The following is a 23,534-nucleotide window of genomic DNA, read 5'->3' as shown; positions in this document are numbered from 1 at the left end:
AACAGATATTAATATGCGGACAGGACGAGTGATTTTTTAAATACCTTCAACACGTGAAAACAACAACAAGATCTTGGTTTATTACCCAAAAAACAACATTGGCGAGCAGTCTATTGGTTTTAAGTTTTTCCATAATTCCAGCAATAAGTTTTTCAAGGGAAAGACCGATTGCTGTTAGGAAAAATGGTAATGATCAAGAATCGGGGACAATTAAGGGCAAGGTGAAAAATTCAGAGGGGAAAGGTTTGTCCAATGTGTATATCAATATTGACGGGATAAATAGCGCCAAGACTGATCATGAAGGGAATTTTATTTTTTCAAAGATTCCTAAAGGAATTCACTCCATGACCGTAAAGCATATTGGTTTTCAAGAAATCAAATCGCAGATCGCACTGGAAAGGGAAACCCTGGAGCTCCCAGACTTTGTCATGGAGCAAACAAGTAATCACTTGAATGAAGTTGTCGTAACGGCGAGCCGACTGGCTGAAAGTATTGACGAAGTGCCATCATCAATTACCTATATCGGAGGTAAGACCTTAGAAGATCAGCGTCTGATAAATGACAACCTACCCAATATTTTGATGCAGAAAGTGCCCAGTATCTCTCCCAGTGAGGAAAGCCAAAACAATTTTATTGCTAAAATACGTGGTCGGAATTTTTTGGTACTTATTGATGGAATTCCTCAATCTACTCCTTTAAGAAATGGCGGAAGAGATATGAAGACGATAGACGCTAGCGCAATTGACCATATTGAGGTCATCAATGGTGCTTCTGCAATGTATGGAAATGGCGCCGCAGGTGGTATAATTAATTATATAACAAAGAAGGCAAAGACAGACAGGAGTTTTCATTCTTCAACCTCTTTAAATAATTCCCTAAGCTTGGTCAGACCAGATGAAACATATGGGTATAATTTGGCACAAGTATTTTCTGGATCGAAAGACAAGTTTGATTATGTTGTGCAAGGAAAGATTGCGCGAACAGGTGTCGTACGTAGCTCCGATGGTACCATTGTAAGTCCATTTTATGGCCTGGGCGAGACAAAAAGTTATAATGCCTTAGCGAAGATTGGTTATCAGATTAACGATAATCATCGTATTGAACTTATGGGGAACTATTATAGAAGTGTTCAGGATAGTAAATATGTCGGTACTAAGGGAGAGTTTGGCAGTAAACCTGCTATAGGGATACCTTCAGATACAGTGATTAACGGTGGGACACCTTACAATAAAGCTTTTCATGTAAAGTATGATGGTAACTTTGGTAGAACCTCAGCAAATATGAGTCTGTATTATGAAGATATGAACACGGTATTTGAAAGCTACAACCAAACATATTCTGATCATAAGGGAGCCAGACTAAATTTTAGTACGCCCTTTGATCTATCCAACAGCAATAAGGTAACTTTAATTTATGGAGTAGATCTTTTAAAGGATCACACGGTTCAAAAAACGTTGGACGATGGATTAGTGACACCCGACATGAATATGAAAAGTGGCGCCCTATACCTTCAAAGTAAGTTTAACCTGGCTGAATATTGGATCTTAAAAGGTGGTGTGCGATACGAAAACTTGGATTTCAAGGTAGGAGATCTAACAAAAGCAGGGAAAGTCACTCCTGGAGATAAGAGCAACTCGAATGCATTTGTATTCAACTTGGCAGGAAGGTATAATAAATTAAAATACCTGCAGCCCTTTGTATCATTTTCACAAGGGTATTCTATCGGCGATGTAGGACTTGTATTACGGAATGGAGTACCTTTGAGTCAAATTGATCCGAAGCCTGTAGTTGTCAATAATTTTGAGTTGGGGCTAAATGGAACCTATGCTATGTTAAGTTACCAATTGACAGGGTACTATAGCTCTTCCAAAAAGGGGAGTACTTCCGCAGAAACTTCAACGCCAGGTAATTATGAACTGATTCAAGTGCCTCAACGTATTTATGGTTTGGAATTTGTAGTCGATGTAACCCCTGTTGACTGGTTGAAGTTTGGTACTATTCTCGGGTATATGGATGGTAGGCAAGATTTGAAAAATGAGGGAAAATATAAGGATAAATTGGACAATTCCATTATTTCACCTTTTAAAGTAAATATCAATGCAGATTTCAAATTGACAGATCGGTGGAATGTCTATCTGCAGTATTTACATTTGGGGAAACGCGATGTGTTTCAACCTTCTGAATATAATTATGGCAAATATCCGATTTCGGGCTATGGTCTGATGGATTTCCAAACACGCTACAAATTAAAGAATCTGGCGTTCATTTTTTCAGTTAATAATATCCTTAATAATGATTACTTTCCACTGCACGCGGAGGTGAGGGGAGCTACAAATGAAGGCCGTTATTATGTAAAAGGAAGTGGAACAATAGCGAATTTAGGTATCCAACTGGATTTGTAATACAACAATTTGATACGATTAATAGAAACAAGCCCCTGTAAGATTTTATAGGGGCTTGTTTATGGCGAGTCTTTTCCCTCTTATTGTCCCTTATACCGCTCATAATACTCTTCTATCAATTTTTTGAGTGCATTGAAATTAAGCGACAATTGATCTGCCGAAACGGCTATTCCATTTTCGAGTACATGTTGTTGTACTTGTGGAGAGAACTGCTGCATATAATTTTCGGGATGGTGTAGCTTCAAAAAAACAAAATGGATGCCATGGGCCATTCCTGTCGAGACAGATTTAATAGCAGTCCATTTTACAGTCCCAGCCTTTATTCCTACTGGCGTACCATTATATCGAATGCCATTTGCGTTCAATATTAGGCCAGTGCGATCTTTAACAAATAGGCTTTTTACACCGCCAATTAGACAATAACATCCCAAGCCCCCTAAGGTCAACATCAGTGCTCCAGGGAAAATTCTTATTTTTTCAGCGACAAAGAAAATATAGTAAGCAAATGCCAAAGCCGCTATCGTCAACAGCAAGCCAAATAGCGCTAATTTCAGACGTTTTTTGTTATCGAATTCTATGATAGTCTCATTCATAATTAACGTTCTCTTTCACATGTTTATAGGACTAAGTTAAAACAACGCTTTTCAGATTTTCATGCGAATTTCAATTCGTATGGATTCGTTTTAAATTCGCAGTATTTTGAGGTCTATCTGTATTTAAGCTATTTTCTAAGCTTAATTATATCCAGCGCTATGCTTCCACGAATCATCTTTGACGATTAAAGTATTGATGGATTAATCTATCCTCGAATCTTTTTCCAGCTTTTTGGTCTGTTTTGCGGAGAAGGTCTTTCCGAAATTGTAACTGAAACTCAATTTTGCATAGCGTGACTTCAATTTATTCACTGTTTCAATGCTAATCACATTGCCTAAAATGGAAATAGGTGCTTTTTGTAAGTTGAAAATATCCTCAATCGTCAGGGATATGTTTAGCTTGTCCCGAAGCACTTTTTGTTGTAAACCCGTCGTGATGTATCCTGTTGCCCCATATTGCATTTGAAAACTATTTCTTTTCGAAGCATAAAAGCCGAATATTTGAACAGTAGTCTTTGGCAGAATATTAATAAAGGTGTTGATCGACCCACTAAAGTTGACAATCCCAGGTAACAAAATATCTTCTGTCTTATTCGATCTGAAAGTCGGTCGTTGGGCCGATAAATATGTACTGACATTCACGCTGCTTCCAAATTTGTTTTGCGACATGACATAACCTCCAATTTGGTTTAGATTATAATCATTATAATAGTTAAACTCCGGGCTTCCAACCTCCTCATTATATCTTGAGATATAGGTAAACATATTCTTCGAGGAGTTTCCATATAAAGAAAAGATCAGTGAGTGGTTGCTATTCCACTTATGTGAATATTGCAAATCTAGTCTATTTGCAAAATATGGCTTCAACTGTGTGTTGCCGTTGGTAAAATAGATGGGATTATTGGTCACCGCAAATGGATTGAGCATGTTATAACCTGGTCGTTCGATTCTTCTGTTCCCCGATAAAGTAATGCTGTTTTTAAGGTCCTCGAAATCATATCGTACATTAAAGTTGGGAAATAGATTAAGATAGTTGTTTTTAATCTGTTCGTCAGTTGAAAGGGATCGTAATGTATAATCGAATGATTCTAGTCGCAAGCCTACATCGAAGGAGAAGTGTTTATATTTACCACTCAGAGAAGAATAAGCAGCAAGTATATTTTCGTTATATTGAACCTTATCTTCAATATTTGCTTCTCCTCCGACGATATTTCCATCTGTGGTCAGATTCTTAAAGAAGCTTTCTGTATTTGCACGGGCATATTTTACACCAAATTTTAGATCTATACTCCTTCCAATGTTAGTTTTGTAATCTGTATTGAAGGTCCAGATTTCATATGGTCTCTTAATAATAAAATTTCTGCTATCATTTTCTGAGGAATTTATTTCCGTGTTAGAAAAATCATATGCCTTTCTCCAGAATGAAGTGTTATTCTCATTCGAGTATTTAGCGTAATTCATGCCGATCGAAAGCTTGTTTTTCTTTTTAAAATCTTTGTCGTAGATCAAATCGACGATATGGAAATTATTGTCTAAAAACATGAAGTCCCGCTGTTTAAGCTGCCTTTGAAATTCATCTTTCCGATTATAGATCGTGGCGTCTCGTTCATTTGGAAATTTACCATAAAAGCTGGCGTACCAATAATTAAAAGAGAGCGTACTTGTTGAATCAATATTATAAAGTGTATTGATTTTCATGGAATGTGTCCTTTGGGATCTTTCACTAACCTGTTCTTGTCTATAGAGATAACTAGAATCAGGTAAGAAATAGTTTTTTATAAGATCGTTTCGTTTATGCAAGTTTTCACCATATGAAAAATTATAACCCAATGAAATTTCAAACTTACTTTTTTTTAGATTTAAATTAAGCGATTGGTCCGTTCCCCAAAGGGTAGAAACACTTGTACTTGCCGACCCAAAGAAGCCCAGATTGGAATTTTTCTTAAGTCTGATATCTAACACACCTCCGTCTCCTGCGGAATCATATGCTGCGCCTGGACTGGTAAGCACATTAACAGACAAGACCTCGTTGCTCGGTAGAGATTTCAGGTAGTTCAATAAATCCTGACCACCCAAATTGACTTTTCGACCATTTATCAATACAGTAGCCCCCTTTCCGAGCAATTGTAATTTGCCTTCCATTTCATCAACGGTTAATCCCGGTACCTGCTTGAGCAGTTCTGCTATATTTGTACTATTGCCTAATATATTGTTTTCCGCATTAAATCTATACCCACCGGTAATTAGCTCCAAGGTAGGTCTCTTGGAAGAAACCGCAACCTCCTCAAGTTTATTGTCAATCTTATGAAGCCTTATAGTACCGATATCTATATTGCTCCCGCTCGGCGTCTCGATTCTTTTTATCTGAGGCTGAAAGCCAAGGTGGTTGATTTTTAGGTAAAATGAGCGCTGACTATAGGTTAATTGAAAGTCCCCACTTTCATTTGTAACCACTGTTTTGACAGGACGGCTGCTACTTTGATGATCCATCAGGTATATTGAAACTAAATGAACGGGTTCTTTTGTAAGCGAATCGACTACTTTGCCTGTAACAGTAAAGGTTGAATCGATGCGCGAAAGGATAATCCTATTAGATGAACCATGAGCTATGGCGAAAAGAAGCAGGCATGGGAAGACTAGGGCAATTTTTTTTATGACTTTCATGTAATTAAGGTTCTTGTGCAAAGTTTGATGACCATTGTTTGCAGTTAGTGACTATAGGTTAGTCGAGCTCAGGAAAAAAATGTTGCACGATTATTAATAAAAGCGATTACCAATTGGCACAAAAGTCTTTTTATAAGTAAAAGCAAGTCTCTACCCGATATGAGTTGCAGTTGGTCAAAATCAAGAGTAGATAAGATTTATAGTATATATTTATTCTAAAAAAATCTTTATTAAAAAAATCAAAACAAATATAGTATATTTATGTTCTAAATAAAGTGTATGAAATATCAACTTTTAAAAGAAATCATTGTATTAGTAGAGGAATTTGAACAGGAAAACGTAGATGGAATCTACAGTACCGACGCGGATGGATTTAAACGTTGGGTAGTGGCAAAAGAAACCGATGTTCTGGTCGAACCCGAATGGGACGGTAAGGAAAATGGGCGTAGTCCAGAGAGTGTGATCAGCACATTAATAGTGCATATGAATAGGTTTGCAAAAAGTTATTCAAAGGCAGCTATTTGGGAATCTGATTTTTCTACACAAGAAGAGTTTATATACCTTATAACCTTAAGGTCGTTTGGCGAGATGACAAAAATGGAATTGATCAGGCGGAATATTCATGAAAAGCCAGCCGGCATGGCGATTATAAATCGTTTGATCAAACAAGGATGGATCGGTCAGCAAGATTCAGAGCAAGACCGACGAAGTAAGGTGCTTTATATCACAGAAAATGGCTTATCGGCGCTGGATCGACAAATGGGGAAAATACGTCATGCTACCCAGATTGTTTCAGGTGATTTGACCTACAGTGAAAAAATAACACTGATAAGTCTATTGGATAAATTGAGCAAATTTCATCAATTAATCTATGATAGAAATATTGCACCTGAAAAATTGCTGGAACAAGTGAAGTTATAGTCCATACTGCGGTGCGATGGAAATAATATAAGAACTACAATGTGTACATTACCATATTGCAGTGTCAGTAAATCTATTGGGGGTATTACTCAAGTTCAGCTAAAAAAACAGAAATGAAAAAGAAGGTAGCAGTTATTGGTGCAGGTTTTTCGGGTCTTTCAGCGGCGGCCTATCTTGCGCAGGCAGGATACGATGTGCATGTTTTTGAGAAACATACGCAGCCCGGTGGAAGAGCGAGGCAGTTTAGTACGAGAGAAGGGTTTAAATTTGATATGGGACCAAGCTGGTACTGGATGCCTGATATTATTGAGTCCTTTTTTTCGGATTTTGGATGCAGTACAGCTGATTTTTTTGAGCTTGTATCACTCAATCCACAATTTGAAATGATATTTAACTCCGGACAGATTCGAGTACCTGAATCCTATCAGGAGTTAAAACAATTATTTGAACAGATCGAACCCGGGGCGGGTACGCAGTTGGATCGATTTATGGAAGCTGCAAAATTTAAGTATGAAGTTGGCATGCGTGATTTTGTCAATAAGCCCTGTCACAATTGGAGTGAATTCCTTTCTCCAAAAATTGCACTTAGCGCTTTGAAGCTAGATTTGCTTTCCAATTTTCGATCCTATGTTGCCAAATATTTTAAGGACCAAAGATTGCGGACATTGATGGAATTTCCGGTTATATTTTTGGGAGCTTCACCCAAGGATATTCCGGCATTATATAGCCTGATGAACTACGGCGGTTATGCACTTGGAACTCATTATCCGAAAGGAGGCTTTTTTCAGTTAGTACTGGCGATGCAACAAGTAGCGGAGAGACAAGGAGTCACTTTTCATTTTGATCATAATGTTGATGGGTTCAAGATTGAAAAGAATAAGATCACTTCATTAGTTGTTAATGGTGTGAATCATCCATTTGATCTCGTGGTTGCATCGGCCGATTATCACCATATCGAAACACTACTTGCCAAGGAGTTGAGAAACTACGATGATGATTATTGGAAGAGCAGGACCTTTGCCCCCTCAAGTTTGATATATTATCTGGGGATGAAATCGTCCATTCCAAATCTAACACACCACACACTTTTCTTTGAGCATCCGTTGGATGATCATATTGACTGTATCTATGGTGAAAAAAAGTGGCCTGAAAATCCGCTGTTCTATGTATGTTGCCCATCCAAAACGGATTCTCATGTAGCTCCTGCAGACAGTGAGAATCTCTTCTTATTAATGCCCTTGGCGACCGCTATCTCGGACGATAATGAAACACGTGAAAAATACCTAATTAAGATGTTAAAGCGTTTGGAAAAGCATACCGGTACAAAAAACCTATATGAACAGATTGCATACAAGAGAAGTTACTGTGTAAGCGACTTTATCAGCGATTATAATGCTTACGCTGGAAATGCTTATGGACTTGCAAATACATTGAAACAGACAGCGGTATGGAAACCCAAGATCAGAAATAAGAAAGTCCATAATCTTTTTTATTCAGGTCAGCTAACGGTTCCTGGTCCCGGTGTGCCTCCATCCATTTTATCAGGGAAAATTGTTGCCAAAGAAGCCATTGAATTATATCGTAAAACATAAGACCATGAAAAAGCTATTTGATGAACTCGCTTATGAAGTAAGCAAAAAAACAACTGAAAAGTATAGTACAAGTTTCTCGCTCGGTATATTGGCACTCAAACCCAGCATTAGGGCTAGTATTTATGCGATTTATGGCTATGTAAGACTGGCTGATGAAATCGTGGACAGTTTTCATGGTTATGATAAGCAGCGACTGTTGGCGCGGTTATACCTCGAGACAAACTGTGCGCTAGAGGAAGGTATCTCATTAAATCCGATATTACAATCTTTTCAGGAGACGGTACATAAATATGCTATTGACATCGAGCTAATCCGCCAATTTCTACATAGCATGGAAATGGACCTGAATAAAGTCGACTATAATTCTGAACGCTATAAAGAATATATTTATGGTTCGGCGGAAGTGGTTGGATTGATGTGTTTACAGGTTTTTACGGAAGGTAATAGACAGCGCTATGAGGAGTTAAAACCTTACGCCATGAAACTGGGCTCTGCATTCCAGAAAATAAACTTCTTGCGGGATCTTAAAGACGACTACCATGTTCTTGGTCGCACCTATTTTCCGAATCTGGATATGGCAGTCTTCGATAATGCACTCAAAAGCCAGATTGAGGATGAGATACACAGCGAATTTAAGGAAGCGCTTTTGGGAATTAAAAAATTGCCTGCATCGGCAAAATTTGGCGTCTATCTAGCTTACAAGTATTACCTTTCACTGTTTGCAAAGATTCGAAAAAAATCCTCAAAGGAAATTTTGGAAAGCAGAGTTAGGATACCAAATGTACAAAAAGCCTATGTTGCTTTCAAAAGTTATCTGCGTTACAAAGCTGCTTACTTATAATATAGAGCTATGAATTTTATTACAGTATTGATCACTTTTATCGCTATGGAGGGCGCAACCTGGCTTATCCATAAGTACATTATGCACGGCTTTCTCTGGATATTACATCGCGATCACCACGATCATAGCAATTCGGGTTTTTTGGAAAAGAATGATTACTTTTTTATCATTTTTGCTCTTCCCACCATCGCATTGATGTATTTCGGTTCGTTAAGGGATTACAATTATCTGTTTTACGTCGGATTAGGGATTATGCTCTATGGTATGGCGTATTTCTTTGTGCATGATATATTTATCCATCAACGCTTCAAATGGTTGAGTAAAGCAAATAACCGTTACTTTTTGGCGCTTCGTCGTGCCCATAAACAACATCATAAACATTTAGGTAAAGAGGAGGGCGAATGTTTTGGCTTTTTATATGTTCCGATGAAATACTTTAAAATGTATACTAACAATGAAAAAATATGATGCCATATACTTACTCGCTTATCTTATTTTTTACGGTCATAATCTGTTTTGTCGCATCTTTCGACAAGCGGCTTCGATTCGATCGTGAGTTTGTCCCATTTCTAAAGGCAGCAGCTCTTGTTGCTGTATTTTTTATAGCTTGGGATGTCTGGTTTACCAGTAAGGGAGTATGGTGGTTTGACACAAGATACACCCTAGGCCTGGTTATAGCAGGATTACCATTGGAAGAATGGTTATTCTTTATCTTCATCCCTTTTTCTTGTATTTTCACCTATTTCTGCATTGATAAATTTTTTAGATTACAATCGCTATCCGCCTTTAATAATATTGTTGTCTTTGTGAGTGTCATTATATGTGCTGTGGTGGCACTTCGATATACTGACAGAATCTATACAGTTGTTACCGCTACTGTGACCATCGTGACATTAATGCTGTTTCACTTTGCATTTCGGATACAATGGATTACGCAGGCCTCTGTAGTCTTCACCTTGCTTATGTTGGGCTTTTTACCTGTCAATGGTATACTCACCGGAACAGGGTTGGAGTCTCCGATAGTCAATTACAATCCCATGGAATTTATGGGGATCAGGGTACTTACGATTCCGGTTGAAGATGCGGTGTACGGATACACTCAGTTTTTGTGGGTTCTTTACTTTTTTAAAAAATTTCAAAGTAAGTCGCATGAATCCAATCAATAAAGAAGAGTTAACCATATATTCCTGTGTGAAAATAAGACCGATCATATTTTCCTGTGGATCGACCCAATAATGTGTATTGAATGTGCCCCCGGAAAAATGTGCCGACATTAGCGGAGCGGACAAATTTATTTTCTGGCGTCACCAGCCAAGATCCAAGGCCAAAATAAAAGTTAAATTGCTATCCATCGCAAAAGCAGGTCGACCTGTCTCATTATAACTTGTAGGGGTATTATAACTACCTGATTCACTAAATGTAATTGTAAAAAAATGAGCATTAGATATGGAGAAATCTTGACGGTTATTTTGGAAGTCTAGGAGGTGAAAGTGCAATTTGTCATAAAAAGAACGGGGCCCATTCAATGGACCCCGTCTGACAAATAATGCTACCCACAATTGATAACATTAGCTCTCTAATCTAAATTTCTATATTGATAAACAATACTATTTTGTATCCCACCATACCCTTGCCAGCAGGACTCCATTTTCTCCTTGTGCTTGCACGTTGGCGTTGTTGGTATTGATTTCTGTCTCCGGATACATAAAGCGCAATGGATACGCTCCTGAACTTGGCGATGACAGTGAATTTGGTATTGCAGGATAACCCAGACGTCTATAATCGTTCCATGCCTGGATATTGTTGATGTTGTGCAATGCAAGCCATTTCTGGGTTATGATCTGTTGAATTTTGTTACTCGCTTCCGTATAAATGACACTTTTCTGGTTTATGTAGGATTGCGCATTGTAATTATTTTGGTTGAACAGATAATTAAATGAGGCTTGAATTCCCTTTTGGTAGGATTCACTCGCGTTGCCACTAATCCATTTCCGCTCGATGGCCTCTGCTTCTAAAAAAGCAGTTTCCGCTAAGGAAATGAGAATGGTTGACTGGCTAAATGATTTTATAATCCCAGCGGGCTGATTACCATTCTCCAGCGGACCCTTTAAGGCTGAAGTATTAAACGCTGCAAACTCCTCAACTATGGTATTATTTCCAAAAAGGACACCTTTAAACTCCCCGCTGACCTGCGTATAGTTTTGTTGTAAGCGCGGGTCGTTATAGGCTTTGTAAGTGTTGATCAAAAATTGTGTTGGTCTGATGTTGGCATAATTTGCTATTGCCACACCTGCATTGTTCCGATAGAAGGTCTCGTAAAAAGGATTCATCTTTGCTGCAGTGTTGAGATAACCCGGATTGACAGCTGCATTCTCGGAAAGAAATCCTGAACCTTCTTCGATAATTTTGGATATTTCCTGTTTAATATAGGATTCTTGACTAGAAACTTCCGATTGTTTTAGCAAGGCTCTTAATTTGAGTGTGTTGCCAAATTTGGTCCATTTGCTTTTATCTCCTTTGAAAAGAACGTCGTCTGTTGTAGGCAACAGAGAGGCAACCTTGATATCTGCAATACCTTCGGTAATTAGATCAACGGACTTGGCATAAACATCTTTTCCTGATTCATATTTCGGATGCAGGTTAACAGAGCCGTTTAAAGCATCACTGAAGGGAACATTATTGTAAAAGTCAACAAGTGTAAAGAAATGGTGAGCCATCATGATTTTACAGATCCCCGCATAAAATCTTGCATCTTCGACATTGGCCTGATCCAAAATTTCTTTGTAATACAGTAGGTTGTTATAATTGGATTCCCAGACAGGTATGCCGTCTCTTGTATCCCTTATCGCAGGACCATTATAGGTCTTTAATGCCGTAAAAGCACTCACTCCTTCATTTGAAGTTCCCCAATAACCTCCCCACAAACCACCGATCTGATTCAGTTGAACAGATTCATTTACGGCAGATACGACCAAGGCAGCAGGAAGCTTGGCATTTAGGCTTAAATTTTCCTTTATTGGCGCATTCGGATTATCATTTACATCAAGAAAGTCTTTACAGGAGCTCGCTGTAAGTAAAGTAATCGCAAATAAGGCTGATTTTATGATAGTGTATTTCATCTCCGTAGTATTAAAAAGTAATGTTGACATTAAAACCCATTGATCTTGATGTCGGAATCTGTCTGAAGCTGTTGTAGCCATCTGTTTGATTATAAAGTGCCTCTGGGTCGCCGATTGTATTGGAAGAATGCCTGACGATGAAAAGGTTGTTTCCCACAAAACCAATGCTTGCTTTTTTGATCATCCGTTGCTGGGATAGCCACGATTGCGGCAAATCATACCCGATATAGAGTTCCCTAAGCTTTAGGTAATCTCCTTTAGCGGCGGTGACAGATTGTATATTTCCGTATGCTGTCCACCACGCTTTATCTCCCTTAGAATATACCTCATTATTTTCGACAATTGATCCGTCGGCCAGGCGTACCATAGAATTAGGCATAATAAAAGGCTGTCTATCGTATTTAGCAGTTTCCGGATGTGTTCCGGCAGCAAACATCCTCGGGATTACCTCCGAATACATCCAACTTCCCAGTCTCGCATCAATCTGAAAACCCATTGTAAAGGATTTATAGTTGAATTTGGTATTAAATCCAAAAAGATAGGGCGGTACCATCGTTCCCATTACCTTTTCTTCTTCCGAAGGGATTACATTCCCGTTTGGATCCAAAACGATTTTCCCGTCTTCTCTTAAAAAGTCAGTCATGCGAAGTGTTGGATATTGTAGGCCTTTGATAGCGTAAGCTTGTCGAAAGATGTTAAACTCGTCGCCTGCATATAGATTTTTGGCTTTTGTGTCGGTATAACTGAAATTAAGGCCAAACTGTAAATTCAAATCTTTGCTTTTAATTGCAGTTCCATTGATCATGATTTCATAGGTCTTATTGATGATCTGTCCAGCATTTACGATCGTTGAATTGAAGCCCGTTGCACGCGAGATACCAGCATCAAATATTTGTCCATCCGAGTCGGAATAAGCATAAACAATATCCGTCCGCAAACGGTCGTTAAAAAATCCGAGCTGGGTACCTACCTCAAATGATTTAACAAATTCGGGTTTTATCGATCGGTTTGGCTCAGATAGGGAAGGAGTAAATCCGACCAAACTACCAAATGGAAAACCCGCGGTTTGGCTATAACTCAGGTTCAGACGATAAGGATCTAAGGTTACGTTTCCTGTCTTATTAAAAGAAGTAAAAATACGACCGTAGCTCAATACCCTGCTCTTCTGCAGGCTCGCGATCGCATCTGTAAATACAAAAGAGGAACTTACACCTGGAGAAAAATAGCTGTTGTTTCCTGGATCAAGCACCGAAACCTGATCATTTCTCCCTGTAAACGTTAGAAAAAGATAGTTTTTATATCCAGCCGTAAATTCTCCGTAAGTCGCGAGCGAACGGTATTTTGTAATTGTTGAACCACCGACCAATTCGCCAGTGCGAGAGCCCTGATTGAATATATCTTCAAATAATAGATTTGTAGCACTGATATTGATAGATTTCGTATCATCCATTCGAACATTTTGTCCGACCAAAAACTTGGTAGAGAAATCACCAAAGTTCTTATGAAAATTCAGGATCAAATCATTGTTGAAACGGGTAAAGACTCTATGTGTATCATTTACGCTCCCATTTATATTTCTTGTTGCTATATTAGAAACCAATTTTCTGTTCGTCACACGACCAGGTTCTGATTGGAAATATAGGCCAGTACGGAAAGTCGCATCTAACCAATCTGTAAATTCATAATTAAACTCCAGTTTTGAATTTAATGTATGCTGATCAGACGTATTTCTGTTATTGTCGGCCATGAAAATGGGATTTCTAGTCCCGGCAACTGGATTATACCAGTTTAAAGGATGATTTGGAGAACTTGGATCCTGCCAGTTTCGTGCATCTTTATAGTCGATATTGGCGGGTTGTGTATAAACAGATAACCATGGGCCATCACTTGTCGTATTGTTCTTGAAAAAAACGTAATTTGTATTGAAAGAGGAATTCAACTTGTTAAATCGACGCGACCCATTAAATCGTACTCCAGTACGACTTGATTTGTCGCCAGGAATCACACCTTTGATACGAACATCCTGCAAAGAAACGTAATAAGATCCCTTGTCATCGCCAGAAGAGAATGAGAGATCGTTTTGTACTGTTACGCCCGTATCGAAAAAATCCAATCGGTTATCTTTATCCGGAGCACTATATACCTTCGTTGGTTGTACACCATTGATGGGTAACCCAAAATCTCGGACCTCACCATTAAAACGATCACCCCAAGATTCATTTGCTACAGGACTGTACACACCATTTTGTCCTTGACCAAAACGCTGTTGAGCAGGGGGTAGCAGGAAAACCTTGGAAAACAGCGTACTATTACTATAGTTGATCTGCCCTCTTTCTGCCCGACCCGATTTTGTCGTGATCATAATTGCACCATTGACACCTTCAGATCCATATAACGCAGCAGCATTAGCTCCCTTCAGTACAGTAATGTCTTGGATATCATTGGGATTTATTCGGGTAATATCGGGCAATGGTACACCATCCACAACATATATGGGATCATTTTTTGACCGGTTTAAAGAACGTGTTCCTCTTAACCTAATTTGAATCCCCGGGTCAGTTTTTCCTGTTGTTAAGTCTGTTGCATTGATCCTTAGTCCGGCAACTTTACTCGATAACGCCAAAAGAGGATTTACGACCTTACCAAGATTCAATTCTTGATTGTCCACAGATTGTGCCGAAGTACCGAGTTCTCGTGCTTGCCTTTTTATCCCCAATGCACCAGTTACGTTTACTTCGGATAACATGTGTGGGTCTTCAGCTAGTCGGATGACAAGATTGGATTGTCTACTACGAACCTGAATTTCCTGTGGCATATAATTGAGATGTGAGATCACCAATGTCTGTCCCTGATGAAGGCGGATACGAAAACTGCCCTGTGAACCTGTCATCACAGAACTTGATTTGATACTTTCTTTCACACGGATTGAAACGCCACTAATAGGCTCTTCGGTTTTTAAATCCAGGATACGCCCCTCTATGGTAAAATTAGTCTGTGCGGCCACCTCTTCATAAAACTGCGAGGTGAAGAATAGAAATAGGATTAACAAGTAGCTTTTTAACATTTTTTAATGTTTAATTGAATAAGTAGTATGATTTCAATACCTTTGATTATATTAAGTCTAAATAAATAGCTTACGAAGGTACTTGCTAAGATAATTTACCGAATAACGCAATCGGAAATAAGACTTATACTATTGGAAATTTCTATTCGATGGAGTTACTTCAAGCAGAAAAAAAAGCATTTAAATACGATCATCCGGATTATAAAGTAAGGATGGTCTATCCGTACACAGACCATAACTTTGTCCCGGAAGATAAGAGCTATCTTGTTATTATAGCTATTGAAGAGGGCTGCAGCTTGTCAACTGGGCCGAAGAGAATTGTTTTGAAAGAGGGCAGTAGTATGTTGCTGCGATTGCATGCGAATACAGTCAGCATCACATCCAAACATAGAAATTCGCGCTGTCTCATACTGCTATATCGAGACTCTTATCTTAAGCAAATGGATATTTCCGAGCAGCATATAGCTGCGATAAATGATGCAATACTAAATGCGGAGAAAATTTCAGAGGAGACGTCGCTTATAACGTATGTAAAAGCTAAGGATCTAATACGAATGAATGGAAGCAGTTTGTTATTACCTGCATTTTATAAGTCCAAATCACTGTTTATTCTCTCAACCCTAATGGATGCTGTGCAGCCCGGTATTCCATCCAATAAACTGGAACTACGCGAATCAGATATTGAGAAAATTAGCCAGGTGAAATTGCTTATCGAAACAAACCTTCATGAGACCTATACCATACATAAACTTGCAAAAGAAGTTGGGACCAATGTTCAATATCTTAAACAGCACTTTAAAAGCTATTATGGAATAACGATATTCAATTTTGTGTTGAAGTGTAAAATGCAGCGAGCACAACATCTATTAAAAGATCACAGATTAACGATCAGCGTTATTGGAAATAAACTTGGTTATAAGCACGCAAGCCATTTTACTGCAGCGTTCAAAAAATTCTTTGGTTATGTTCCTAATAGTTTGCGTTATCTATTGGTCATGGGATGTGATGAATTGGATGCGATTATAGAGATGGGGCTTATTTAAAAAATCAATAAGCTCAGGTAATATTCTATTAACCTTTGGCAGTGTACGCTGTTGGGAACACGATATAACTATAAAACATATTGAAATAGGCATGCTGAAGAGAGGGCGCTAAACGGTATTTATTACCATAGCGCAGGTCCGTTCTTCAGTCCCCGCCAAGCATCCTGTTTTGTCGCAGCCCCGTAACGACTGACGTAAATAATACAACGCTATAAGCCCACATGAGCCAAGAACCAAATGTTGCAGCTCGGCTTGACGGCATATTGGGAAAGATCTGTTCAAAAAATTGAATAGCGAATGTATCGAGAATCATTCCTGGCAATACCAATAGCACGCCAGCGACTATATTTTCAAAACCTGAAAGTCTAAATTTTTTAAAAGTTAAGACTGTAATCAAAATCAATATAGGGATTACTGCTGCATATAAACTAGTAAGTACGACTGGTGAATCGGTAATAAAAAAGAATTGTCCCGCAAACCGAAAAGCTAACGTTGCCAAAAACCAAATTAAAAATCCGATAGCAAGAACAGGTAAAATAAACGTTTTTTTCATTTTTGAATAAAAGTAGTATTGGAAAAAAGTAATATTCAGTAATCCCCGCCATCTAAACTCACTTACATACGTTCATACTCATCGAGAACTATTAGTAGACCTACACACTATCATTTAGCTGAATTGGACGACTTTCATCTCACATATATGGCAGATTATAAAAATTGAAGCTAGATCAATAACATTATGGTGGATAATGCCCAAGTTACGAATAGGTATTGTCCATTTTTTGAGATTTTTCTCAAGGCCCAATATACAAATTAAAGTACAGGATTACTGCGATGAAGGGGCCATTTATTCTTCTTCGCCATTTTATAGATTTATTAAGTAAATTAGATCTATGAAAGAGAACTTAATTGCCTTTTAATGTCTTTTGACTTTTAAACTTTTCTCCTCTTCCAGAATTTGGATTGCTCTAAGGAGAAAATCGAAGATGGAGAAGGTTGAGTTATGGTGTTAGTTTATTTCATAATTTTAGATGATGCTCTACAAAAATTTCGCAACCTCCGTATTGAAAGATCTAAAGGCCGCTATTGACGATCAGATGGCTGATTTTGTTGAATTGGTCGAATTCCCCAAGAACTCACTGCTGCTTTCCCCTGGACAACGAAACCTGTATTATTATGTGGTGGAATCGGGGATTTTAGTGAACTATTATATAAGGGATGGTGAAGAGGTTGTTACGAGTTTCACTTTCCCTGGGGATATCGTTGCAGACTTTAGAACAGCCGTATTCAAGGTAGCAAGTACCGATTATATCAAAGCACTTGGCCCAGTAAAGGTTTATCGTATTTCTGTTTCTGATTTTGATAAGTTAAAAAAAGAAAATAATCTTCTATTGGAGTTGGAGAGGCAGCTGATTATTGCTTATGCTCTTCTTTTAGACGAACGTCTGAGATTTATCCAGCATACAACTGCCCTAGAGCGGTATCAATTTTTGATGGACCATTACCCACAATTGATCGCTACAGTGAGTACCCGTTATATTGCATCCTATATTGGAGTGAAGGTCGAAACATTAAGCCGGATTCGCAGTAAGATTTAAAATATTAGCGGTTTAATTCTATTTTTTGTCTTCCAATTTTATTGACAATTGTCATGTTTATTGGGACTTTAATTTCTGTTTTTTGTAATTATGAAAAATAAGAAAGCCGATAAAAAAGATTCTAACCGTTTGGTAGATATTATTTGTAGTTCATTTGTAAACGATCCTTGTTTTAGGTGGATGATCGGTCAGAAAAACTTTGAAAAAAAGATTTATTTTTTGGCTGATTATCTAGTTGAAGAGACATTGGCTAAAGGTGAGGTATTTATCGGGCCGACTGGAGATGCTGCAGCACTTTGGCAATCTGAAAAGAAAGAGCGGTTATCGTTAGCAGTAATTTTCAGAAATTTAAAATTCTTATTTAATATGGGACTTCCAACAGTTTGGCGATCACTTAAGCTTTTAAAGCTAAAGGATGCTCATATCTCTAATCAAAATCCATATTTATACTTGGCATGTATTGGTGTAATGCCATCGGAGCAGGGGAAGGGTTTGGCTAAAGCCTTATTGGATCCAGTTTTAGCAGATGCCGAAAATTCAGGAAGAGATGTTTATCTCGAAACTGCAAATCCTTTGAATGTAAACATCTATAAAAAAAGAGGTTTTGAAATCATTGATGAAGTCGATTTATCTGAAATTAAAATTACGTTTATGGTAAAGCGTTGTTTAACTTCAAAGAAGGCCAAGACCTTCTAATGTAACAATATATATGTTGTTACATTAAATGAGGACTCTACCTTGATAACTTGAATTTTCGAATTTAAAGAGGTTTTTATAGCTTATTTTTAGAACTTTTTTTAAAGAGCAAAGAGTTTTTAAGTACATTTAAATATCAGCATCGAGTTCTTAAGTAAGGAAAATTGGACTTAACTATTCGATTTCAACAGTCCACTGGAACCAAAATTCTTCTTTCATTAAAAGTATGATATACACGAAACATAACCTTTGCTACTTCTTAACCCTCATGTTATTTATTGGTATCGTGACTGTAGGAAAGGCTCAGGTGCTCCCATTCTATAACGTCACCCCCTTGGAGGACGATGATTATTTTACAAAAACTGTTTTTTCATTCAATCCTGCTTTTATGAAAAGCAATAAGGTAAAGCGTATGCTGCTTCAGAGCGAAGAGAAGATTGGGATAAAATATATTTACAATTTTAACACCGACGGCATGGTGGTAAGTATGACGAGTATACGATATAATAACGAAAAACCTGATACCGCTTTTTATACCAGATATTTTTATAATTTAAACGGACTCATCGATAAAAAAGCAAGGATAGATTATTCCAATGGGATTGTGAAAGTCAGTTGCTTCCAATACAATAAGAATAATAAAATTGATATCATCCGAAACTTCACATTGAATGCTCAGATGCCAAATAGGCCACAAAACAATGATTGGCAGGGAGAGCAATTTCCTGGAGCGGACAACATGATTTTAGAAGGCGCCTTACCTGACGAAAGCCTTTGGAAGAAAATGACAGCGAATAATGATTTTTCTTCCATGCAATATCGTTACTATACCGAAAACGAATTCGAGGCAGAAGAACGTACCGAATATTTCAATTTTAGTAAAAATAGCGGCGGTTCAGATACGTGTTATCAAAAAAAGACGTATTACTATTTGAAAGGGCATCCCGTAGTGTTGTTTCTACATAATGGCTGTGCTGTCGAGAAAACACCATCTGAATTGTATCAATTCAAAGACGGACTTTTGGTAGAGCTCACTGATGCACCTTCTTCCCTTGATCCCAAAACCGAAAAGTATGTCTACGACCAAAACCGAAACCTGAAACTAATGGAAGATAGTTGGAACGGACGAAAAGTAAGTGAACTGGGAATGAGTTATGATGAAAAAGGCTTTTTGGTTTCCATACAGCGAAAGTCGGATGCTGCTAAGGCTCATTATTTTGAAGATCGCATTCTAAAGGCAATTTATAGTTTTTACTAACTCAATAACCATTGCTTCTTTTCCATATTCCATTTTCATCGAGAATTTTTAAATAACTTTTAGGCGACTCATCTGATTGACAACATTGAACCAGTTGATCGGTTAAGGCAGTTAGAAAGTCAAAACAAATAGAAAAGTCCTCTTTTGAGTTATAAAAGCCACCCCACTCATTTAAGCTCCAACAAAATATATCGCCCCTGTCGGTCGTAATCGAAATCACGATGTTAGGGGTATCTACGTCTTTTTTTTTGTAGTAATCATAGTTTTCCCCTCCCAACAATGATATTTCACGGGCAGGAATGTTGATTGCACTTATGTTGGAAAATAAAACCGAACCAAAACAGGCACTGGTAAATCCGGCCTTATTCAGCGTTACTATTTCTGTCGATTGTCGTTCGGAGGCCGTTTTAAATAGCTTATAAATAGCTATTAGGAGGACCGGAAATAATATCAGTAACAGCCAGCTCGAGAGATCATGTGCAGGGCGTACAAGAAAAAGGGTGGTTGTCAGTGTAATAGCCAATAAAACCGTAAAAAACCAAACAAGCATGGCTGAGGTTTTGCTGCGGTTATTAAAACGAAATTGATAGCTCTTCATCGTAAGTTGAGTAAGGTGAATTTCTAATAAAAAACCATAACCTTTTATAATAAATATATGGATATTTTATTGGTAATTAGCAAATTGCATGTAAATTGCTTTTGGATTACATACTTTTATGAATGAGATCGATGAAATGTTATCCCTATATGGGCTGAGCGAAAAGCGCAGTATTTTACGCTTGCTCGATGATTTTCAGGACGAGGCGGAAATTAAAGAATATTGCTGGAAGGTTTTGAGAACTTACCCTGACCTTAAGAAAGAAGCCTGGTTAATTGGACTGGAAGGGGGCGATTATATCTACAGTTTTGAGGGACATTACGTTTTCATCACGGATGATATTTGGAGTTTTAATTTAATCGCGAGGAAACCAGTACTAAAGTTGCTGGTAGAAAAGATAAAAGCCTTAAAAGCATCAGGTGAATGATAGACTTCGAAGTTCAATAACCTGTAAATAAGATGTCTTCATTGTTGGATGTTATAATCAACTTATCATAGATCGTAAGGACTGCCGATTTATTAAAAAAATAGTTAGGCGAACAGCTCCAGCAGACTGTTTCCTGCTTGTTAAATTTTGGCAGCGTTAAATTATCGGATATATATTACTCTTGTTACCCTCATAATAAAAATTTTCTTTCAATTTATTTTTGTATATTTATAAACCTCCCTACGTGCAGCACCTTGTCAAAGATACAAGAAGATCGTATGCAAGGACTTCACTTAAAAATCCAACAATGATTTCAGCAACAAAAAGAGGAATAGCGTTCCTATCCACTTATCCTCCACGCGCCTGCGGTATTGCAACTTACACAACAGATCTAATGAAGGCTATCGCGAGTAAATTTGAAGAGTCTTATCGACTAATTCCTATACCGATAGTAGATGACAATACGTCTCAAGAAGATGGTCCACTAGGGAAACTAGATATAACAAACCCGCTCTCTTTCGACACCATTCTTGAAAACATTTTGTTTGATCAGGATATTAAATTGATCTGTATCGAACATGAGTTTGGCCTTTTCGTTGGTCAAGAAACTGAGTTCATAACTTTTCTCAAGGATCTTAATTCAGCACAGCTTGCTATTGTCGTGACTTTCCATACGGTGTTGCCAGCACCAGACCGCATGCTGCTCGAACATGTATATGCCATTGCTTATAATTGTTCGCAAATCATCGTGATGACACAGGGATCCGCCGATATCCTTACGAGTACTTACAAAATTCCTACCGGTAAAATAACCGTAATAGCGCATGGCACGCATTTAGCTCCAGCGACGGATAAACACGCCATTCTTGAGCGATACAGTCTCGTGGACAAGAAAATCCTCAGTACATTTGGTTTACTTGGACCCAGTAAGAGTATAGAGACTACACTTTATGCGCTACCCGCTATTATCGAACAAAATCCAAATGTAATGTTCCTTATTTTGGGGATGACACACCCCAATCTTTTACGATATGAAGGAGAGACGTATAGAAACAAACTTGAGACAATAATAGACCGATATAACATTTCAGATCATGTCCGTTTTGTTAATGAATTTCTCTCAACAGAAAATTTATTGTCCTATCTGTCGATCACGGATGTGTATCTTTTTACGTCAAAAGACCCTTTACAGGCGGTTAGTGGAACATTTTCTTATGCGCTGAGCTCTGGCTGTCCCATTGTGTCGACGCCAATCCCTCACGTAAAAGAGGTTTTAAAGGAAGATATGGGGACCATAATTGATTTTGAAGCTTCTGAGCAGCTTGCGGCTGCGGTCAATCAAATTTTAGATGATGAACTTAAATTAGGCAAGATTCATCGTGTGAATCTTCAAAAGATGGTTAAAACCTCCTGGCAGAACGTTGCTATAGCTCATGTTTATCTTTTTGAGTTACTTATAGATAAAAAGAGGGAAATGATATACTCAGTTCCCCCCGTCAACCTGGATCATATTTTTCGGATGTCTGAAGAACGTGGATTTGTTCAATTTGCGGATATCTCTACGCCCGACCTTGCAAGCGGTTATGCGTTGGATGACAATGCAAGAGCACTTATAGCGATGTTACATCACTATAAAATATATGAATCATATGAAACCATTGCTCTGATCCAGAAATACCTGGATTTTATAGGTTATTGTATGCAAGAAGATGGTACATTTCTGAATTATGTAGACAGGAGCGGCAATTTTACAATACAAAATAAACAGGAGAATCTTGAAGATGCCAACGGCCGAGCTGTCTGGGCTTTGGGTGAAGTGGTGGGCATGGCTAATCTTTTGCCTGAAAGGATAGTAAAACTTGCAATAGAGCTTTTGGAGCGGGCATCCAAGCATGCATTAGTTTACTATTCGACAAGATCGATGGCCTTTACCATTAAGGGCCTAAGTTTTATGAAGGGCAAAAATTATAAGGCTATCATAGAAGTCCTGGCAGATCGTCTAGCAGCTATGTTTGAACATGAGAGCTCTTCAGATTGGCAATGGTATGAATCTTATATGACTTATGGCAATAGTGTTATTCCAGAAGCCATGTTGATCGCCTATGAGACAACTAGGGACAACAGATATAGAGATATCGCCTATCAATCCTTTGATTTCTTATTGAGCAGGATTATTGTCGACGAAGAGATTCATGTGATTTCCAACAAAGGCTGGGCACATCGTGGCCAGCTGAGAACTGATCCCAGGGGCGGAGAGCAGCCCATTGATGTTGCTTATACCATTATTGCACTAGATAGATTCTATAAGTTTACAAAAGATGAGCAATATAAGAAGACCATCCGAATAGTATTCGACTGGTTTTTGGGACGGAATCATATTAGACAGATTGTTTATAATCCTGTTACCGGAGGCTGTTTTGATGGACTTGAAGAGCATGCTATCAATATCAATCAAGGCGCAGAATCCACCATAAGCTATCTAATGGCAAGACTTAAAATGGAGGATCATACGCACGAACCTATGAGTTAGTTTCTTTTGAACAGTAGTTGCTTCATTGTCAATTATTATTTGTATATTTAATACTATGATCTACTATTTCATATAACCCCATTTCGTAGGTCCAATATGATAAATACACTTGTTTTATCTTTAAATTCTCCACAATATATTTTCCGGAAATTTTTAGTTCAACAACTAGCTGCTAGTGTACCTCAAAG

The 23,534-nt window shown here is 38.1% G+C and carries 18 protein-coding genes; 12 read left to right on the top strand and 6 right to left on the bottom strand.

The window, feature by feature from the left end:
- Nucleotides 1–53: 53 nt before the first annotated feature.
- Complete coding sequence (locus M2419_RS04895; RefSeq protein ID WP_259254393.1) at nucleotides 54–2,402, top strand: TonB-dependent receptor; 2,349 nt, start codon at nucleotides 54–56, stop codon at nucleotides 2,400–2,402.
- 80 nt (nucleotides 2,403–2,482) lie between these two features.
- On the opposite strand, the gene M2419_RS04890 is transcribed toward M2419_RS04895, so the two are convergent.
- Both M2419_RS04890 and M2419_RS04885 read right to left on the bottom strand, forming a co-directional pair.
- On the bottom strand, nucleotides 2,483–2,995 hold the full coding sequence (locus tag M2419_RS04890; RefSeq protein WP_259254392.1) for an STM3941 family protein: 513 nt from the start codon (nucleotides 2,993–2,995) through the stop codon (nucleotides 2,483–2,485).
- Between the two features lie 201 nt (nucleotides 2,996–3,196).
- On the bottom strand, nucleotides 3,197–5,659 hold the full coding sequence (locus tag M2419_RS04885; RefSeq protein WP_259254390.1) for a TonB-dependent receptor family protein: 2,463 nt from the start codon (nucleotides 5,657–5,659) through the stop codon (nucleotides 3,197–3,199).
- A gap of 279 nt (nucleotides 5,660–5,938) precedes the next feature.
- Between M2419_RS04885 and M2419_RS04880 the strand changes: the two genes are divergently transcribed.
- The 5 genes from M2419_RS04880 to M2419_RS04860 all read left to right on the top strand — a co-directional run bounded on the left by M2419_RS04880 (nucleotide 5,939) and on the right by M2419_RS04860 (nucleotide 10,179).
- Nucleotides 5,939–6,580, top strand: coding sequence for a MarR family winged helix-turn-helix transcriptional regulator (locus tag M2419_RS04880; RefSeq protein WP_075993731.1), 642 nt, complete (start codon nucleotides 5,939–5,941; stop codon nucleotides 6,578–6,580).
- A 113-nt stretch (nucleotides 6,581–6,693) separates the two neighbouring features.
- Entirely contained in the window at nucleotides 6,694–8,172 is a 1,479-nt protein-coding gene (locus M2419_RS04875) for an NAD(P)/FAD-dependent oxidoreductase (protein WP_259254389.1), read from the top strand.
- Nucleotides 8,173–8,176: 4 nt separating this feature from the next.
- On the top strand, nucleotides 8,177–9,013 hold the full coding sequence (locus M2419_RS04870) for a phytoene/squalene synthase family protein (RefSeq protein ID WP_182330960.1): 837 nt from the start codon (nucleotides 8,177–8,179) through the stop codon (nucleotides 9,011–9,013).
- 9 nt (nucleotides 9,014–9,022) lie between these two features.
- A complete protein-coding gene (locus M2419_RS04865) occupies nucleotides 9,023–9,481 on the top strand; it encodes a sterol desaturase family protein (RefSeq protein WP_182330961.1) in 459 nt (152 codons plus the stop codon).
- Nucleotides 9,478–10,179 carry a lycopene cyclase domain-containing protein gene (locus M2419_RS04860; RefSeq protein WP_182330962.1) on the top strand — a complete coding sequence of 234 codons (702 nt, stop codon included), beginning with the start codon at nucleotides 9,478–9,480 and terminating at the stop codon, nucleotides 10,177–10,179. The genes M2419_RS04865 and M2419_RS04860 overlap by 4 nt, the downstream gene beginning before the upstream one ends.
- A gap of 441 nt (nucleotides 10,180–10,620) precedes the next feature.
- Here the strand turns inward: M2419_RS04860 and M2419_RS04855 are convergent, their stop codons facing one another.
- Both M2419_RS04855 and M2419_RS04850 read right to left on the bottom strand, forming a co-directional pair.
- Nucleotides 10,621–12,132: a SusD/RagB family nutrient-binding outer membrane lipoprotein gene (locus tag M2419_RS04855; protein ID WP_182330963.1), complete on the bottom strand. Its 1,512-nt coding sequence runs from the start codon at nucleotides 12,130–12,132 to the stop codon at nucleotides 10,621–10,623.
- A 10-nt stretch (nucleotides 12,133–12,142) separates the two neighbouring features.
- Entirely contained in the window at nucleotides 12,143–15,196 is a 3,054-nt protein-coding gene (locus tag M2419_RS04850; protein WP_259254388.1) for a SusC/RagA family TonB-linked outer membrane protein, read from the bottom strand.
- Between the two features lie 149 nt (nucleotides 15,197–15,345).
- Between M2419_RS04850 and M2419_RS04845 the strand changes: the two genes are divergently transcribed.
- Nucleotides 15,346–16,239 (top strand): AraC family transcriptional regulator, encoded by an 894-nt coding sequence (locus M2419_RS04845; protein ID WP_182330965.1) that lies wholly within the window; start codon nucleotides 15,346–15,348, stop codon nucleotides 16,237–16,239.
- A 145-nt stretch (nucleotides 16,240–16,384) separates the two neighbouring features.
- On the opposite strand, the gene M2419_RS04840 is transcribed toward M2419_RS04845, so the two are convergent.
- Nucleotides 16,385–16,792 carry a DUF5367 domain-containing protein gene (locus tag M2419_RS04840; protein WP_182330966.1) on the bottom strand — a complete coding sequence of 136 codons (408 nt, stop codon included), beginning with the start codon at nucleotides 16,790–16,792 and terminating at the stop codon, nucleotides 16,385–16,387.
- A gap of 478 nt (nucleotides 16,793–17,270) precedes the next feature.
- Here M2419_RS04840 and M2419_RS04835 point away from each other — a divergent pair, with 478 nt between their 5' ends.
- The 3 genes from M2419_RS04835 to M2419_RS04825 all read left to right on the top strand — a co-directional run bounded on the left by M2419_RS04835 (nucleotide 17,271) and on the right by M2419_RS04825 (nucleotide 19,791).
- Nucleotides 17,271–17,837: a Crp/Fnr family transcriptional regulator gene (locus M2419_RS04835; RefSeq protein ID WP_182330967.1), complete on the top strand. Its 567-nt coding sequence runs from the start codon at nucleotides 17,271–17,273 to the stop codon at nucleotides 17,835–17,837.
- Nucleotides 17,838–17,927: 90 nt separating this feature from the next.
- Entirely contained in the window at nucleotides 17,928–18,533 is a 606-nt protein-coding gene (locus M2419_RS04830) for an N-acetyltransferase (RefSeq protein WP_182330968.1), read from the top strand.
- A gap of 226 nt (nucleotides 18,534–18,759) precedes the next feature.
- A complete protein-coding gene (locus M2419_RS04825) occupies nucleotides 18,760–19,791 on the top strand; it encodes a hypothetical protein (RefSeq protein WP_259254386.1) in 1,032 nt (343 codons plus the stop codon).
- A gap of 1 nt (nucleotide 19,792) precedes the next feature.
- On the opposite strand, the gene M2419_RS04820 is transcribed toward M2419_RS04825, so the two are convergent.
- Nucleotides 19,793–20,389: a hypothetical protein gene (locus M2419_RS04820; RefSeq protein ID WP_259254385.1), complete on the bottom strand. Its 597-nt coding sequence runs from the start codon at nucleotides 20,387–20,389 to the stop codon at nucleotides 19,793–19,795.
- Nucleotides 20,390–20,507: 118 nt separating this feature from the next.
- On the opposite strand from M2419_RS04820, the gene M2419_RS04815 reads away from it, so the two are divergent.
- Nucleotides 20,508–20,816: a hypothetical protein gene (locus M2419_RS04815; RefSeq protein ID WP_153846432.1), complete on the top strand. Its 309-nt coding sequence runs from the start codon at nucleotides 20,508–20,510 to the stop codon at nucleotides 20,814–20,816.
- Between the two features lie 307 nt (nucleotides 20,817–21,123).
- Nucleotides 21,124–23,346, top strand: a complete 2,223-nt coding sequence (locus M2419_RS04810; protein ID WP_182983749.1) for a glycosyltransferase — start codon at nucleotides 21,124–21,126, stop codon at nucleotides 23,344–23,346.
- The last annotated feature ends 188 nt before the right edge of the window (nucleotides 23,347–23,534 follow it).

This window comes from Sphingobacterium sp. BIGb0116 (genome assembly GCF_024808035.1).
Lineage (GTDB): Bacteria > Bacteroidota > Bacteroidia > Sphingobacteriales > Sphingobacteriaceae > Sphingobacterium > Sphingobacterium paramultivorum.
This window is presented reverse-complemented; position numbering and strand designations above follow the sequence as displayed.

Excerpts from the sequence above, each read along its gene's own strand:
- M2419_RS04815 (WP_153846432.1), top strand. The coding sequence starts at position 20,508 with ATGAATGAGATCGATGAAATGTTATCCCTATATGGGCTGAGCGAAAAG.
- M2419_RS04835 (WP_182330967.1), top strand. The coding sequence starts at position 17,271 with ATGATGCTCTACAAAAATTTCGCAACCTCCGTATTGAAAGATCTAAAG.
- M2419_RS04890 (WP_259254392.1), bottom strand. The coding sequence starts at position 2,995 with ATGAATGAGACTATCATAGAATTCGATAACAAAAAACGTCTGAAATTA.
- M2419_RS04875 (WP_259254389.1), top strand. The coding sequence starts at position 6,694 with ATGAAAAAGAAGGTAGCAGTTATTGGTGCAGGTTTTTCGGGTCTTTCA.
- M2419_RS04865 (WP_182330961.1), top strand. The coding sequence starts at position 9,023 with ATGAATTTTATTACAGTATTGATCACTTTTATCGCTATGGAGGGCGCA.
- M2419_RS04845 (WP_182330965.1), top strand. The coding sequence starts at position 15,346 with ATGGAGTTACTTCAAGCAGAAAAAAAAGCATTTAAATACGATCATCCG.
- M2419_RS04855 (WP_182330963.1), bottom strand. The coding sequence starts at position 12,132 with ATGAAATACACTATCATAAAATCAGCCTTATTTGCGATTACTTTACTT.
- M2419_RS04860 (WP_182330962.1), top strand. The coding sequence starts at position 9,478 with ATGATGCCATATACTTACTCGCTTATCTTATTTTTTACGGTCATAATC.
- M2419_RS04870 (WP_182330960.1), top strand. The coding sequence starts at position 8,177 with ATGAAAAAGCTATTTGATGAACTCGCTTATGAAGTAAGCAAAAAAACA.
- M2419_RS04810 (WP_182983749.1), top strand. The coding sequence starts at position 21,124 with ATGATTTCAGCAACAAAAAGAGGAATAGCGTTCCTATCCACTTATCCT.
- M2419_RS04830 (WP_182330968.1), top strand. The coding sequence starts at position 17,928 with ATGAAAAATAAGAAAGCCGATAAAAAAGATTCTAACCGTTTGGTAGAT.
- M2419_RS04880 (WP_075993731.1), top strand. The coding sequence starts at position 5,939 with ATGAAATATCAACTTTTAAAAGAAATCATTGTATTAGTAGAGGAATTT.
- M2419_RS04820 (WP_259254385.1), bottom strand. The coding sequence starts at position 20,389 with ATGAAGAGCTATCAATTTCGTTTTAATAACCGCAGCAAAACCTCAGCC.
- M2419_RS04885 (WP_259254390.1), bottom strand. The coding sequence starts at position 5,659 with ATGAAAGTCATAAAAAAAATTGCCCTAGTCTTCCCATGCCTGCTTCTT.
- M2419_RS04840 (WP_182330966.1), bottom strand. The coding sequence starts at position 16,792 with ATGAAAAAAACGTTTATTTTACCTGTTCTTGCTATCGGATTTTTAATT.
- M2419_RS04850 (WP_259254388.1), bottom strand. The coding sequence starts at position 15,196 with ATGTTAAAAAGCTACTTGTTAATCCTATTTCTATTCTTCACCTCGCAG.
- M2419_RS04825 (WP_259254386.1), top strand. The coding sequence starts at position 18,760 with ATGATATACACGAAACATAACCTTTGCTACTTCTTAACCCTCATGTTA.